The sequence below is a fragment of the bacterium genome (assembly GCA_024226335.1).
GTDB lineage: Bacteria > Myxococcota_A > UBA9160 > SZUA-336 > SZUA-336 > JAAELY01.
On record JAAELY010000238.1, the window covers coordinates 24,359 to 37,638 of the forward strand.

General features: G+C 61.3%; 11 protein-coding genes and 1 tRNA gene. 8 read left to right on the forward strand and 4 right to left on the reverse strand.

Going from position 1 to position 13,280, the window contains the following annotated elements; genetic code table 11:
* Positions 1-16: 16 nt before the first annotated feature.
* The 7 genes from tig to GY725_11775 all read left to right on the forward strand — a co-directional run bounded on the left by tig (position 17) and on the right by GY725_11775 (position 8,217).
* A complete protein-coding gene (gene tig, locus GY725_11745) occupies positions 17-1,297 on the forward strand; it encodes a trigger factor (GenBank protein ID MCP4004860.1) in 1,281 nt (426 codons plus the stop codon).
* An 83-nt stretch (positions 1,298-1,380) separates the two neighbouring features.
* Positions 1,381-2,004, forward strand: coding sequence for an ATP-dependent Clp endopeptidase proteolytic subunit ClpP (gene clpP / locus GY725_11750; protein ID MCP4004861.1), 624 nt, complete (start codon positions 1,381-1,383; stop codon positions 2,002-2,004).
* Positions 2,001-3,242, forward strand: a complete 1,242-nt coding sequence (gene clpX, locus GY725_11755; GenBank protein ID MCP4004862.1) for an ATP-dependent Clp protease ATP-binding subunit ClpX — start codon at positions 2,001-2,003, stop codon at positions 3,240-3,242. The genes clpP and clpX overlap by 4 nt, the downstream gene beginning before the upstream one ends.
* 27 nt (positions 3,243-3,269) lie before the next feature.
* Positions 3,270-5,729, forward strand: a complete 2,460-nt coding sequence (gene lon / locus GY725_11760) for an endopeptidase La (GenBank protein ID MCP4004863.1) — start codon at positions 3,270-3,272, stop codon at positions 5,727-5,729.
* A gap of 30 nt (positions 5,730-5,759) precedes the next feature.
* Positions 5,760-5,834: transfer RNA gene (locus tag GY725_11765), tRNA-Val, on the forward strand.
* A 162-nt stretch (positions 5,835-5,996) separates the two neighbouring features.
* Positions 5,997-7,259, forward strand: coding sequence for a glycosyltransferase (locus GY725_11770; protein MCP4004864.1), 1,263 nt, complete (start codon positions 5,997-5,999; stop codon positions 7,257-7,259).
* Between the two features lie 79 nt (positions 7,260-7,338).
* Positions 7,339-8,217 (forward strand): aldo/keto reductase, encoded by an 879-nt coding sequence (locus tag GY725_11775; protein MCP4004865.1) that lies wholly within the window; start codon positions 7,339-7,341, stop codon positions 8,215-8,217.
* A gap of 108 nt (positions 8,218-8,325) precedes the next feature.
* On the opposite strand, the gene GY725_11780 is transcribed toward GY725_11775, so the two are convergent.
* A complete protein-coding gene (locus tag GY725_11780) occupies positions 8,326-9,336 on the reverse strand; it encodes an LLM class F420-dependent oxidoreductase (GenBank protein ID MCP4004866.1) in 1,011 nt (336 codons plus the stop codon).
* A 93-nt stretch (positions 9,337-9,429) separates the two neighbouring features.
* Between GY725_11780 and GY725_11785 the strand changes: the two genes are divergently transcribed.
* Positions 9,430-10,470, forward strand: coding sequence for a phosphotransferase family protein (locus GY725_11785; protein ID MCP4004867.1), 1,041 nt, complete (start codon positions 9,430-9,432; stop codon positions 10,468-10,470).
* Here the strand turns inward: GY725_11785 and GY725_11790 are convergent.
* From GY725_11790 to GY725_11800, 3 genes are read right to left on the reverse strand one after another with little or no spacing between them, the layout of a single operon-like run.
* A complete protein-coding gene (locus GY725_11790; GenBank protein MCP4004868.1) occupies positions 10,453-11,526 on the reverse strand; it encodes a galactose mutarotase in 1,074 nt (357 codons plus the stop codon). The two genes, GY725_11785 and GY725_11790, sit on opposite strands and share 18 nt — an antisense overlap.
* Positions 11,523-12,278 carry an SDR family oxidoreductase gene (locus GY725_11795; protein MCP4004869.1) on the reverse strand — a complete coding sequence of 252 codons (756 nt, stop codon included), beginning with the start codon at positions 12,276-12,278 and terminating at the stop codon, positions 11,523-11,525. Before GY725_11795 ends, GY725_11790 begins: the two co-directional genes overlap by 4 nt.
* Complete coding sequence (locus GY725_11800; protein ID MCP4004870.1) at positions 12,269-13,279, reverse strand: Gfo/Idh/MocA family oxidoreductase; 1,011 nt, start codon at positions 13,277-13,279, stop codon at positions 12,269-12,271. Before GY725_11800 ends, GY725_11795 begins: the two co-directional genes overlap by 10 nt.
* Position 13,280: the final 1 nt, after the last annotated feature.

Consider the following 13,280-nt stretch of genomic DNA (forward strand, 5'->3'; position numbering starts at 1 on the left):
TGCGCCGGCTATGGAATTGAGCGTCGAAGAAACCGGTCCGGTCGAGCGAAAACTCAAGATCGAGATTCCGACCACGGATGTCGATCGAGCTTTTGATCAAGTCTTCAAGCAGTTCGGCAAGTCCGCGCACATCAAGGGCTTTCGAAAGGGCAAAGCACCCCGGTCCGTGATCGAAAAGTACTATTCGGATCAGGCTCGAGGAGAGGTTCTCGAGCGCCTGGTCCGCGAAACCCTGTTCAAGGCGATCGAAGAGCAGGATCTCGATGTACTGGGTGAGCCCCGCCTGGATCCGGGCGAGCGGCCCCAGCAGGGTTCGGTGTTCGTCTACGTGGCTGCGGTCGAGATCCGGCCCGAGATCGAGCTCAAATCGACGAAGGGCCTGAAAGTGGTCCGACCTGTTCTGCCGGAACCCGAAAAGGATCCGATCGATGCTCACCTGGAGCAGCTTCGCGAGCAGCACGCGCAGATTCTGGATACCGAAGATGGCACGACCTCGGCGCGCGGCCACCTGGCCGTTCTCGATTACGAAGGTTTCCTGGACGGCGAACCCTTCGAGGGCGGCAAGGCCGAAGAGGCCCAGATCGATATCGGAGCGGGCCGTACCATCCCGGGGTTCGAGGACAATCTGGTCGGATTGGTGGTGGGCGACGAACGCGAGTTCCAGGTCACCTTTCCCGACGATTACCCGGCGGAGCACCTGACTGGCAAAGAAGCCACGTTCAAGGTCAAGCTGCACGGGCTCAAGCGCCGCGAGCTTCCGGAACTCGACGATGAATTTGCGAAAGACGTTTCTGAGCACGAGACGCTCGCCGAGTTCCGTGCCGAGATGCAGACGCGCGTCGACGAGGGCCGGGCGCAGGACGAAAAGCGTCAGCTACGCGAGGCGGTGGTCGATGCGCTCGTCGCAGCAAATCCGTTCCCCGTACCGCCGACCCTGATCGAGATGCAGCTCAGCAATCGCATCCAGCGCGCGATGCAGCAATTCGGCGGTCAGCTTCCGGAAGAGCAGGCGCGGGAGATGATCGGAACCTGGACCGAGGAGTGGCGACCGCAGGTCGAACGGGACCTCAGTCTCGCTCTGCTCGTTCCTGAGATCGCCAAGGAGCAGGAATTGGAGGTCTCACCGGAGGAAATCGACGCGCGACTTGCCGAAATCGCTGCCCAGCAGGGGAAGCCGCTGGCCGAGGTCCGAAAAGCCTCCAGGGAAGACGGGATGATCCACGCAGTCGCCGGTGGATTGCTCGAAGAGAAGGTCGTGGAACTTCTGGTGTCGGAAGCTACGCTTTCTGACGCGTAACGCACTGAAACAGAAAGCGAAATACGCGCTGTTGTGCATCTGTGTCTCTGACGCACCCCGTTCGGATCCGTTAGAATAGAACCATGTCGATGATGATTCCGATGGTGGTCGAACAAACGCACCGGGGCGAGCGGGCCTACGATATCTACTCGCGCTTGCTCCTGGATCGAATTGTCGTGCTCGGCAGTCCGATCAGTGAAGACGTCGCGAACGTGATCATTGCCCAACTCCTCTTTCTGGAGGCAGATGATCCCGAGAAAGACATTCACATGTACATCAGCTCGCCCGGAGGCGAGGTCAATGCCGGACTCGGCATCTACGATGTGATGCAATATGTGAATCCCGCGGTGCAGACCACCTGTATGGGTCAGGCCGCGAGTATGGCCACTTTGCTTCTGGCCGCGGGCGCTCCCGGCAAGCGGAGTGTTCTCCCCAATTCACGAGTGATGATCCACCAGCCCTGGGGTGGGGCTCAAGGCCAGGCCAGCGACATCCAGATCGCCGCCGAAGAGATTTTGAAGCTGCGCGAGCGCATGAACGAAATTCTCGCACAGCACACCGGCCAGGCGGTCGAAACCGTTTCCAAGGACACGGAGCGAGATCGCTTCATGAATGCCGAGGAAGCGGTCGAGTACGGGATCGTCGATCAGATCATTACGCGACACAAGTCCGGTGCCGATAACGGTGCTGGGGGAGACAAGCGGTGAAGGGCAAGAAGGAAGAAGGCACCAATCTGGCCTGCTCGTTCTGCGGCAAGAGTCAGAAGGAAGTCAAGAAGCTCATCGCTGGACCCACCGTCTACATCTGCGATGAGTGCATCGAGCTGTGCAACGACATCATCGCCGAAGAGGCGAGTCGCGACACCGAAACCGGCTCTTCCTCGATCCCCAAGCCGCGCGAGATCAACGCAATCCTCGATCAATACGTGGTAGGGCAGGCCGATGCCAAGAAGGTGCTCTCCGTCGCCATCCACAATCACTACCGCCGCATCGAAAACCAGTCGGTCGTCGGCGACGTCGAGTTGCAGAAGTCGAACATTCTGCTGCTGGGCCCCACGGGTTGCGGCAAGACGCTTCTGGCCCAGACATTGGCCAAGATCATCGACGTGCCATTCACGATCGCCGATGCGACGACCCTTACAGAAGCGGGTTACGTCGGCGAAGACGTGGAGAACATCATCCTGAACCTGCTGCAAGCTGCGAACTACGACGTGGAGCGCGCGCAGCGGGGCATCGTGTACATCGACGAGATCGACAAGATCGCGCGCAAGAGCGAGAACCCATCGATCACGCGCGATGTCTCCGGCGAAGGTGTGCAACAGGCGCTGCTCAAGATCATCGAGGGCACGGTGGCGAACGTCCCGCCCAAGGGGGGGCGCAAACATCCGCAGCAGGAGTTCGTACAGGTCGACACGACCAATCTGCTGTTCATCTGCGGCGGTGCCTTCCATGGTATCGAGGAAGTGATCGAGCGACGCATCGGCGTCCACGGCATGGGATTCGGCGCCGAGTTGCGCACCAAGGATCGAAAGCTCGGTCAGGTCTTGCGCCACGTGCATACGGAAGACCTGCTGAAGTTCGGCATGATTCCCGAGTTCATGGGGCGTTTGCCTGTCGTGGCGACGCTCGAAGACCTCAATCGCGAGGCGCTGATCAACATCCTTACCGAACCCAAGAACGCTCTGGTCAAGCAGTACCAGAAGTTGCTCGAACTCGAAGGCGTGACTCTGCGCTTCACGGAAGGCGCTTTGAACGCGGTCGCGGACGAGGCGATCTCGCGCAAGTCGGGAGCGCGCGGACTTCGCTCGATCCTGGAACGAACGATGCTCGATATCATGTACGACTTGCCTTCAAGGGACGACGTGACCGAAGTCGTCCTCAACGAAGACGTCATCCGGAACGGCGCCGAGCCCATGATCGTGTACGATCAGGCCGAGAGCGCATAGCAAATCCACAGCAGCGACGGGACGGGAATGGCCTTTTTCAAGGGTGATAGCGACTCCGAGGAAACGGAAGACGAGGGAATCGCGGGCGAAGACGTCCTGGTTCCACTGCTTCCACTACGCGACATCGTCGTGTTTCCTCATATGGTGGTTCCACTGTTCGTGGGCCGAGAGAAGTCCGTTGCCGCCCTGGAAGAGGCCATGCGCGGGGATCGCATGCTGATGCTTTCGGCTCAGCGCGATGCCAAGGCTGACGACCCCAACGCCGACGAGATCTACGAAATCGGAACTCTGGGCGCGATCGTCCAGCTCGTGAAGCTGCCCGACGGCACGGTCAAGGTTCTGGTCGAAGGCAAGCAACGTGCGTGCATCGACTCGTTCATTCCCAAGGATGATTTCTTCCTGGTGCGAGCCGAGGTGCTCGAGTCCGACGAAGAGATCACGGTCGAGGTCGAAGCCCTGATGCGAAGCGTCGCGTCGGCGTTCGAAACCTACGTCAAGTTCAACAAGAAGGTTCCGCCCGAAATGGTGGCCAGTGTGCAGAGCATCACCGATCCTGCGCGCCTGTCCGACACGATCGTGGCCCACCTGAACCTCAACGTCGAAGAAAAGCAGCGCATTCTCGAAGTCACGAGTCCGCACCAGGCACTCGAAGAGATCTATTCGCTGATGCAGAGCGAGATCGACGTTCTGCAGGTCGAAAACCGCATCCGCTCGCGGGTCAAAAAGCAGATGGAGCGCTCCCAGAAGGAGTACTACCTGAACGAGCAGATGCGCGCGATCCAGAAGGAACTGGGCGAGCGCGACGAGTTCAAGAACGAGATGCAGGAACTCGAGGAGAAGCTCGAAGAGCACAAGCTTCCGGAGCACGCCGCCGAGCGCTGCAAGAAGGAAATCAAGAAGCTCAAGATGATGTCGCCGATGTCCGCCGAGGCGGCCGTCGTGCGCAACTACATCGACTGGATTCTGTCGCTACCCTGGGGCAACTACAAAGAAGACTCGGTCGACGTCGAAGAAGCCGAGCGCATTCTCGATGCCGACCACTTCGGTCTCGACAAACCCAAGGAGCGCATTCTCGAGTATCTGGCGGTCCAGTCGCTGGTCGGCGAACTCAGGGGACCCATCCTGTGTCTCGTGGGTCCCCCGGGCGTCGGCAAGACGTCCCTCGGGCGCTCGATCGCGCACGCGACGGATCGCAGTTTCGTGCGGGTGAGTCTGGGCGGTGTGCGCGACGAAGCCGAGATCCACGGCCACCGCCGCACCTATATCGGCGCGCTGCCGGGCAAGATCATCCAGGGCCTGAAGAAGGCGGGAAGTGGCAACCCGGTGTTCCTGTTGGACGAGGTCGACAAGATGTCGACCGATTTCCGCGGCGATCCCAGTTCCGCGATGCTCGAGGTGCTCGATCCCGAGCAGAACAAGACCTTCGACGACCACTACCTGGATCTCGAATACGATCTTTCGAAGATCATGTTCGTGACGACCGCGAACAGCCTTTCCTCGATCCCGCGACCGCTTCAAGATCGCATGGAGATCATTCACATTCCGGGGTACATCGAGGAAGAGAAGCTCGAGATCGCAAAAGACTTCCTGATTCCCAAGCAGATCAAGGAACACGGTCTGACGGAAGAGAACCTCGAGTTTGGCGAAGCGGGCGTCTACGAAGTAATCCGCCGCTACACCAAGGAGTCCGGCGTACGCGGTCTGGAGCGCGAACTGGCGAGCATCTGCCGCAAGGTCGCGCGCGAGGTCGTGACCAGCAAGGATCCGGTGCGCGTGAAGGTCGGACCCAAGCAGGTTCGCAAGTATCTCGGCGTTGAGAAGCACCGCTTTGGCAAACGCGAAGAAACCGATCAGGTCGGCATCGCGACGGGACTCGCGTTCACCGAGGTCGGCGGCGAGCTGCTGACGATCGAAGCACTGGTCACTCAGGGCAAGGGTCGTATCCAGGTCAGTGGTCATCTCGGCGATGTGATGAAGGAATCGGCCCAGGCGGCGCTGTCCTATGTGCGGCGTCGCGCCAAGCAACTCGGCCTGTCACGCGATTTCTACCAGAAGGTAGATGTGCATCTGCACGTCCCCGAAGGCGGCGTTCCCAAGGACGGACCCTCGGCGGGCATCACGATGGCCGTTGCGCTCACTTCTGCACTCACGGGTATTCCGGTGCATTCGAACATCGCCATGACGGGTGAGATCACCCTGCGCGGTCGCGTCCTGCCGATCGGCGGGCTCAAAGAGAAGCTGATTGCGGCGCTTCGCGGTGGTATCGAAACCGTGCTGATTCCGAAGGAAAACGAGCGCGACCTGAAAGAAGTGCCTCCCAAGGTCAAACGTCGCCTGAAGATCCTCTTCGTGGAACACATGGACGAAGTTCTGCAGCACGCGCTGGCCATGGAGCACCCGGAGCGTTTTGAGGACGTGACGGAATACGCTCTCGAGGAGATCTTCGACATCGAGCCGACGGTCGAAGCACCGGGCGGCTTGAACTAGAGGGATTCGAACTCTGGTCGAAGACTGTCTGGGCGGGTAGCTCAGTGGTAGAGCGACGCCCTTACAAGGCGTTGGTCGGAGGTTCAAATCCTCTCCCGCCCACCATTTCGATCGATCGCAAGAGCGGCCCTGGGCGGAGTGGCGCGAGGGCGTTCTGCTGGACGGTGATCGACACTCCTGGCAACGATTGTAGGAGGCTCGCTTGTTGCGGGTCCGGGCGGAAGCGAATCTAGCTGGGCTACCGCGCTACTGGTGGCGGGAATCGGCGTGCGCATTCTCACCTACACCGCTCCAGGGGCCGTGCTGCCCCACACTCTGAACGACATCCGCGATGCACTCGTCGGCATGGGCCACGAGGTCTACGTTCAGGATCTGGTGGAGATCGCGGCTGCGGGCAGTGGCGCTCACGCTCTCGACGTTGCGATTTGCGACGGGCTTGCGGTGCTGACTCCGGATCTCGTCCTCACCGTCGATACGGCGGGATTGGTGCCCGCGTATCTCGCTACGACCTCACCAGAGAGCCTCGTCGCATCCTGGTTCTACGACGACCCCGTCGAGATTCTCGACGCCAAGGGGATGCGGTTTTCACTGCTCGGGCAGCGCTACCACGTCTTCAGCTGGGACCATGCCTATCTTCCCGAGTTGCGTCGACGCGGCTTCGTCCACTGTCACTACCTTCCGTTCGCGACCAATCCGCACGTGCACTATCCCCGAGAGCCTGCCGGGTTCGATTTCGATGTGTCCTTCGTCGGTCATGCGACCGAAACGCGCGCTCAATTGCTTATCGAGATCGCCGCGGCCGGTTTTGAAGTGGATGTATTTGGAGACGAAGCATGGGCTGGCCTGAAGCATCCGCGATTGCATTTTCACGGAGCGGCCAACAACCGCCACGGCTGCCCGCGCGTCTACAGTGGTTCGCGCGTCAATCTGAACGTGACCAACGCGCAGTTGCACACGTCGCTGCCCGTGCGCGTCTTCGATGTCCTGGCCTGTGAGGGTTTCCTGCTGACCGACGCGAGAGGCGACACTGAGCGCCTCTTTCGAGATGGCGAGCATCTGGCGATCTACAACGGCCGTGCGGATCTTCTGGAAAAACTCGAGCATTACCTGGGAAATCCCGAGGAGCGACGACGCATCGCTTCGTTGGGTCGGCGCCGCGTACTCGAGCGTCACACCTTCAGTCATCAATTGCGAGAACTCCTGGGTCTGGTAGCCGAGGCACCAGCGGCGCCTTTGATCGCTGAACCGGAGGGTGGCGACGCGGCACTCGGCCTCTGGCTCGGATGTCTGGCCAAACTCAAACTCGGTCGACTCGACGAGTCCCAGGCGTGTCTGGATCGAGTTCTGAAGCTGCTGCCTAGTGACGAAAATGTGAAACTCGCGCAGGAGGCTCTCTGCGAGGCCGGGCGCGGCGACTGGATTTCAGAGGACTGGTCGCAGCTCTACCGGGGACTCGATGTCGATCTCGACGACGATGGCCGCGTTTTCGGCTGGCAGCCGCTTCGCTACGGCGATCGAGAGTCTCGCTAGGTTTTGCGTCAGACCTCTGCGCGGATTCGCGTCCCACGCGATCGCTCCAAGATCGTCGAGCTATGCAACAATCTCCCCAATGATCGAAAAGACTCCTTTTGGCACAACGGGTCACGACAGCACGCGAATCATCTTCGGCGCTGCGGCACTGGGTGGGATGCGACAGGACAAGGCAGATACCGTGCTCGAACTGCTCTTCGAGCGAGGCATCAACCATCTCGACACCGCGGCGGCCTATGGGGAAAGCGAGCTTCGTATCGGACCCTGGATGTCGCGGCATCGGAGTGAGTTCTTCCTGGCCACCAAAGCAACGGCCCGCGATCGAGTCGGGGCGTTCGAGAGTATTCAGCGATCCCTCGATCGGCTGCAGACCGATCACCTCGACCTGATCCAGTTCCACAATCTGGTCGACGAAGAGGGCTGGCAGACAGCCATGGGTCCCGATGGCGCGCTGGAAGCGGCGATCGACGCGCGAGACCAGGGCCTGGTTCGCTTCATCGGTGTGACCGGGCACGGTACGAGAACGGCGGCCATGCATCTGCGCAGTCTCGAACGCTTTCCCTTCGATTCAGTGCTCTTGCCCTATAACTACTCCATGATGGCGCAACCCCAGTACGCGGCCGACTTCGAGGCATTGTACGGTGTCTGTCGGGAGCGCGGCGTTGCGGTGCAGACGATCAAAGGGATCGCCCGTCGGCGCTGGTCCGATACGTACAGCGGCCCGAGGTTCAGCTGGTACGAGCCACTACGTGATTCGGGGGCGCTCGCGCGCGGCGTGCGCTGGGTGTTGAGCCGTCCCGGTGTCTTCCTCAACAGCTCGAGCGACGCGACTCTGCTGCCACAGGTTCTGGATGCGGCGAGTGGCGCAGGTGAGGCGCCATCCAATGAAAAGATGGAAGCGGACGTCGCCGCTCACGGGATCGAAGCTCTATTCGAACCGGGGTTCGACGACGTCTGAGTCGTCTTGCAAGGCGAACACACGACGGCGAATCCGCTGTTCATGTCGAACCGGCGCGCAACGCTCAGCAGTCCTCGTAGTCTTCGTTCGCAGCGCGGCGCGTCGGGATCAGAGCCGGTTGAACTCCCTGGCCAGATCGCGTTCCTGCTCGGGCGTGGACTGGATGTAGCCGCACGCCGTGCGGGTCAGCAGGTCGCCGAAGCGATCGTTCACGGCCTTGGCGATCTGTGATGGTTTTTCAGCGACGATCGCGAACGCATCGACGATGTCATCGTCGATCAGTTGACCCATCTCGACCCACTTACCCCGCTTGGACAAGGCGTTGAGTTCGCTTTGCAACGCGCCCCAGCCGTGGCTCTCGAGAACGCCCTTGTAGGCGGGCGTCGATCCGTAGAAGCCGATCTGCTGAGTCACCATCGCACGCGACCTCATGTACTGCTCTTCGTTCTCGCCGCTGATCACGAATACGGGGCAGGAAATCTCGAAGCCTTCGCGTTGGCGGCCCGCCTTGGCGAGTCCGGCCTCGACCTTGGGAATCGTTACCTCGCGCATGTACTTTTCGGTGGTGAAGGCGTGGCAGATGATGCCGTCGGCCACTTCACCGGCCACCTCGGTCATCAACGGACCGACGGCCGCGAGCCAGACCTTGGGCGCTCCGAACTCTGTGTTGGTCGGGATGAAAAACGGAGTCATGAGCGAGTGGGTGTAGAACTCGCCGCGGAATTCCAGTTTTTCACCGTCGTGCCAGGAGGCCCAGATCGCACGCATGGCCAGGATGAACTCGCGCATCCGCGCAGCGGGGGAGGACCAGGGCATGCTGAAGCGCTTGGTGATGTGCGGTCGAATCTGTGAACCGAGTCCCAGGACGAAGCGACCCTTCGAGAATGCGTTCAGGTCGTGTCCGATGTTCGCAAGAGTCATCGGAGAGCGTGCGAATGCGACGGCGATCGAGGTCCCGATCTGGATCTTCTCGGTGTGCTCTGCGGCGATTGTCAGGGGTAGAAACGGGTCGTGCGCCGTTTCTGCCGTGAACATGCCGTCGTAACCCGCTTCTTCGAGCGTGCGTGCGCGCGCGGGCATCTGGCTCAGGTCGGAACTGGCTCCACCATCGATTTTCATAGGACCTCCAGGAATTGGACCGAGGCTGAATTGTACACCCCTGAACGGGTGGCTTGCGCGAAGGTCCCGCCCGGTACCAAGATGCACCTCATCATGAGTTCTTCGCCTGAGATCAAGGGAATCGAGATCGACCGAGTCAGCGAGTGGTTCCTCGAGCACGTACCGGGCATTCGCACGCCCTTGCGTTTCGAGCCGATCGTGGGAGGTCATTCCAACCTCACCTACAAGGTCAGCGCCAGCGATGGGGAACTCTATGTTCTGCGCCGCCCGCCACTGGGAGCGGTACTGGCGACGGCCCACGACATGGCGCGCGAGCATCGCATCGTTTCGGCCGTCGAAGCGACCGATGTTCCCGTGCCCGAGACGATCGGTTTGTGCGGGGACGAAGCGGTCAACGGCGCGCCGTTCTACGTCATGAAATTCGTTCACGGACACGTGCTGACGGATCGCTCGATGGCGGAAAAGCACTTCGATCCCGCGCAGCGCGGGCGGATTGGACGCTCGATGGCCGAAGTCCTGGCGCGTCTGCACCGTGTGGATCCCGTCGAGATCGGCCTGGGCAATCTCGCACGCACCGATAGCTACCTGGCGCGTCAACTCAAGCGCTGGAGTACCCAGTGGGCCAACTCCAAGACCCGCGACCTGCCCGATATGGAGGAAGCTTACGAGTTGCTCGTGTCGAACATCCCCGAGCAGAAAGGAGTGGCGATCGCCCACGGCGACTATCGGCTCGGGAACTGTCTCATCGGAGAAGATGCGCGGATTGCGGCGGTCCTCGACTGGGAATTGTGCACGCTGGGAGATCCGCTGGCGGATGTCGGATATCTGATGAATGACTGGCGTGCTCCGGGTGAGATCGATCGCATAGGGCAGATCGCGACCAGCGCGTCGACGTCCTCGGGGTTTCCGGATCGCGAAGAAATGCTCCGCATCTATTCGGAGACCAGTGGGATCGAAGTGGGCGATGTGTCCTATTACCGTGCCTTCCAGTACTGGCGTTCGGGTGCCATCGTCGAGGGCGTGCTGGCACGCTATCTGAAGGGCGTGATGGGCAACGAGGCCGACACGGCGGCATTTCGTCTACAGGTCGACGGCGTGGCGGCCGCGGCGGTCGAACTACTGCGCGCTCGTTGAATCTGATTTCGGCGTGCCGAACCGGTAGGTCGTGGTCTCGGCGTAGATCTCTCCGGGCCGCAGAATGATCGATGGAAACCCCGGGTGATGAACCGCGTCGGTCGGGTGCTGGGTTTCCAGGCACACGGCGCAGCGCGCCGGATAGCGCCGGCCGTTCTTGCCGCGTTGGCCGCGCAAGAGGTTCCCGCTGTAGAGCTGCAGGCTGGGTTGTGTGGTCCAGACTTCCATCTGACGACCGCTGGTCGGATCGCGCAATCGGGCGGCTCTCCTCAACTGGCCGGGTTCGCCGTCGATCATCAGACCGTGGTCGAAACCCCGTGTCGGACCTGTTTCCAGTTCCGCGATGCGCGTGCCCAGCGCCGTCGCCACCCGGAAGTCGAGTGGTGTCTCCGCGACCGGCTCAAGGGAACCGTCGGGAATCAACTCCTCGTCTGCAGGGGTGAAATGCGTCGCATCCAGTTTCAGTTCGTGGTCCAGAACGCTCGGAGTTCCGGCACCGGATAGATTGAAGTAACTGTGGTTCGCCAGATTCACGATCGTCGCTGCATCGCAGTGCGCGCGTGCGTCCATGCGAAGCTCGTCCGATTCGCTCAGGCTGTAGGTGACCTCGACACGCAGACAGCCGGGATAGCCCTGATCGCCGTCGGGGCTGATCAGGTGGAAGCGAACGGCACACGCCTCGTCGCTGATCTGCTCACCGGTCCACACCAGCTTGCCGAATCCGCTTTCGCCGCCGTGAATGTGATGAGGTCCATGGTTTGCGCTCAACTCGAAAGTGCGCCCGTCCAGTTCGAAGCGCGCTCTGGCGATGCGGTTCGCCACCCGACCGACCACGCAGCCCATGTACGGATTGTCTTCGGATTCGTACGACGATAGTTCAGCGAATCCGAGTACGATATCGGCCAGTTCTCCGTTCGCATCCGCAATCCAGAGTTCGTTCAGGGTGGCCCCGTATTCGCTCACAACCGCATGTGTGCCGCGTCGATTGCGCAAGCTGAAACGATCGACTCGCTGACCTCCGCGGCTCGTTCCGAACAGACTGCGTTCGACGCTCACGCCGCGGAGAAACCTCCGTCGACGGGAAGTGTCTGGCCCGTGATGAAACCCGCTGCAGGGCTGGCCAGGAACAGCACGACGGGGGCGATGTCTTTCGGCGTCCCCCAGCGTCGCATGGGAGTGCGCGCGATCTGCGGGTCTTCCAGGGCCGCAACGCCTTTCATCGGTGCGGTCATGCTCGACTCGATCAAGCCGGGCGCAACGGCGTTCACGCGAAGTGGCTGATCCGCCCAGGCCACCGCCAGATTCTTGGTCATCTGCACGATCCCCGCTTTGGCCGCTCCGTAACCCGGAACGAAAGGGACTGCGAAAAACGAGGACATCGAAGCCAGGTTGATGATCGAGCCGCCGCCTTTGAGAGCGCTTGCCCCCAATTGCTTCTGGCAGCCGACCGCCATGCGGAACGCGCCGAACAGATTGATCGCCACCGATTCCTCGAAGACCTCGGGAATGTACTCGCTCTTTCCACCGGGCAGGTTCGCACCCGCGTTGTTGACCAGCACGTCGAGTTCGGGCAGGGATGCGCACAAGGCCTTGATCGCCTCAGCGTCGGTCATTTCGAGTTTTCGGTACTCGAATCCGGACAGATCCGTGTCGTAGTCAGCGGCCGAGTCCCGTCGGCCGGTCACCGTTACCTGCGCGTCGGCGTCGGCAAAAGCGCGTGCGATGCCGCCTCCGATCCCGCTCGTTCCCCCGGTGACCAGAACCTTGCAACCGGAGAAGTCGAATCTGACCCGCGAACTCACGCCCAGACCTTTTCCCAGCGACCCGTCTCGGCGGAGCGGTACATCGCGAGTGCAGCGCGAAGTTCTCCGAGCGCGTACTCGGCGCTCGCATCCGGCGTCTTGCCGTCGAGTACTGCGGCTTCGAAGTCGGCAAACTCACCCGGATAGGACGACATATAGCCTCCGCGTTCGCCGACGCGTTCGCCTTTGCGATGATCTGCGTCGTAGAGCATGACGTCACCGATGCCCTCGATGGCGATTTCACCCTCGGAACCTGTGATGCGAAACAGGGGTTGCGGACCGAGCGGCGCGTTGGTCAGCATGCCATCGAATACCGAAACCGAACCCGATTCGTGTCGCATGAGCGCCCGTACCAGCGACTCGCCCTGCATCTGTTCGAAAGGCGTGCCGAGTGCTGCAACGACCTCGTCGATTTCGCCCATGAGCATGCGCAGAGGGCGGATCCAGTGCGATCCGGTGTCCAGGGCGATGCCGCCTCCGGCTTCATCGAGTTTCAGTCGCCAGGGATCGGAACCGCCGTAGTAACTCGAAAGCGCGGGAGTGAAAAAACAACCGCGCGCCGAGATCGGCTCGCCGATCGCTCCGGCTTCGATCAGGGAGCGCGCCTGGAGCACGTCCGGCCAGTACTGCGCATTCTCCGCCACCATGAAGACGGTGCCGGCGCGCCTGGCCGCAGCGATGATGCGATCGCATGCGGCAAGATCCGGCGCCATGGGCTTTTCGAGTAGTACGTGCTTTCCCGCCTCGAAGGCGCGGGTCGCGAACTCCTCGTGCAGATGGTGCGGGAGCATCAGGTCGACAGCGTCGAACTCGGCGTTCTGCAGGGCCTCTTCGAAGGACTCGAATACCGCCGCGCCGGTTTCCTTCCCGACGGCCTCCGCGCTCTCTCGTCTCGGGTCGACGGCGGCGCAGATCTCGATCCGCGGCGCGCCCTGTCGGATTCCCATGACGTGGAACGAAGAAATCGCACCGCATCCGACGAAAGCGAGTCTGAGGGGCTCGGGCATG

Excerpts from the sequence above, each read along its gene's own strand:
- clpP (MCP4004861.1), top strand. The coding sequence starts at position 1,381 with ATGTCGATGATGATTCCGATGGTGGTCGAACAAACGCACCGGGGCGAG.
- lon (MCP4004863.1), top strand. The coding sequence starts at position 3,270 with ATGGCCTTTTTCAAGGGTGATAGCGACTCCGAGGAAACGGAAGACGAG.
- GY725_11775 (MCP4004865.1), top strand. The coding sequence starts at position 7,339 with ATGATCGAAAAGACTCCTTTTGGCACAACGGGTCACGACAGCACGCGA.
- GY725_11780 (MCP4004866.1), bottom strand. The coding sequence starts at position 9,336 with ATGAAAATCGATGGTGGAGCCAGTTCCGACCTGAGCCAGATGCCCGCG.
- GY725_11785 (MCP4004867.1), top strand. The coding sequence starts at position 9,430 with ATGAGTTCTTCGCCTGAGATCAAGGGAATCGAGATCGACCGAGTCAGC.
- GY725_11800 (MCP4004870.1), bottom strand. The coding sequence starts at position 13,279 with ATGCCCGAGCCCCTCAGACTCGCTTTCGTCGGATGCGGTGCGATTTCT.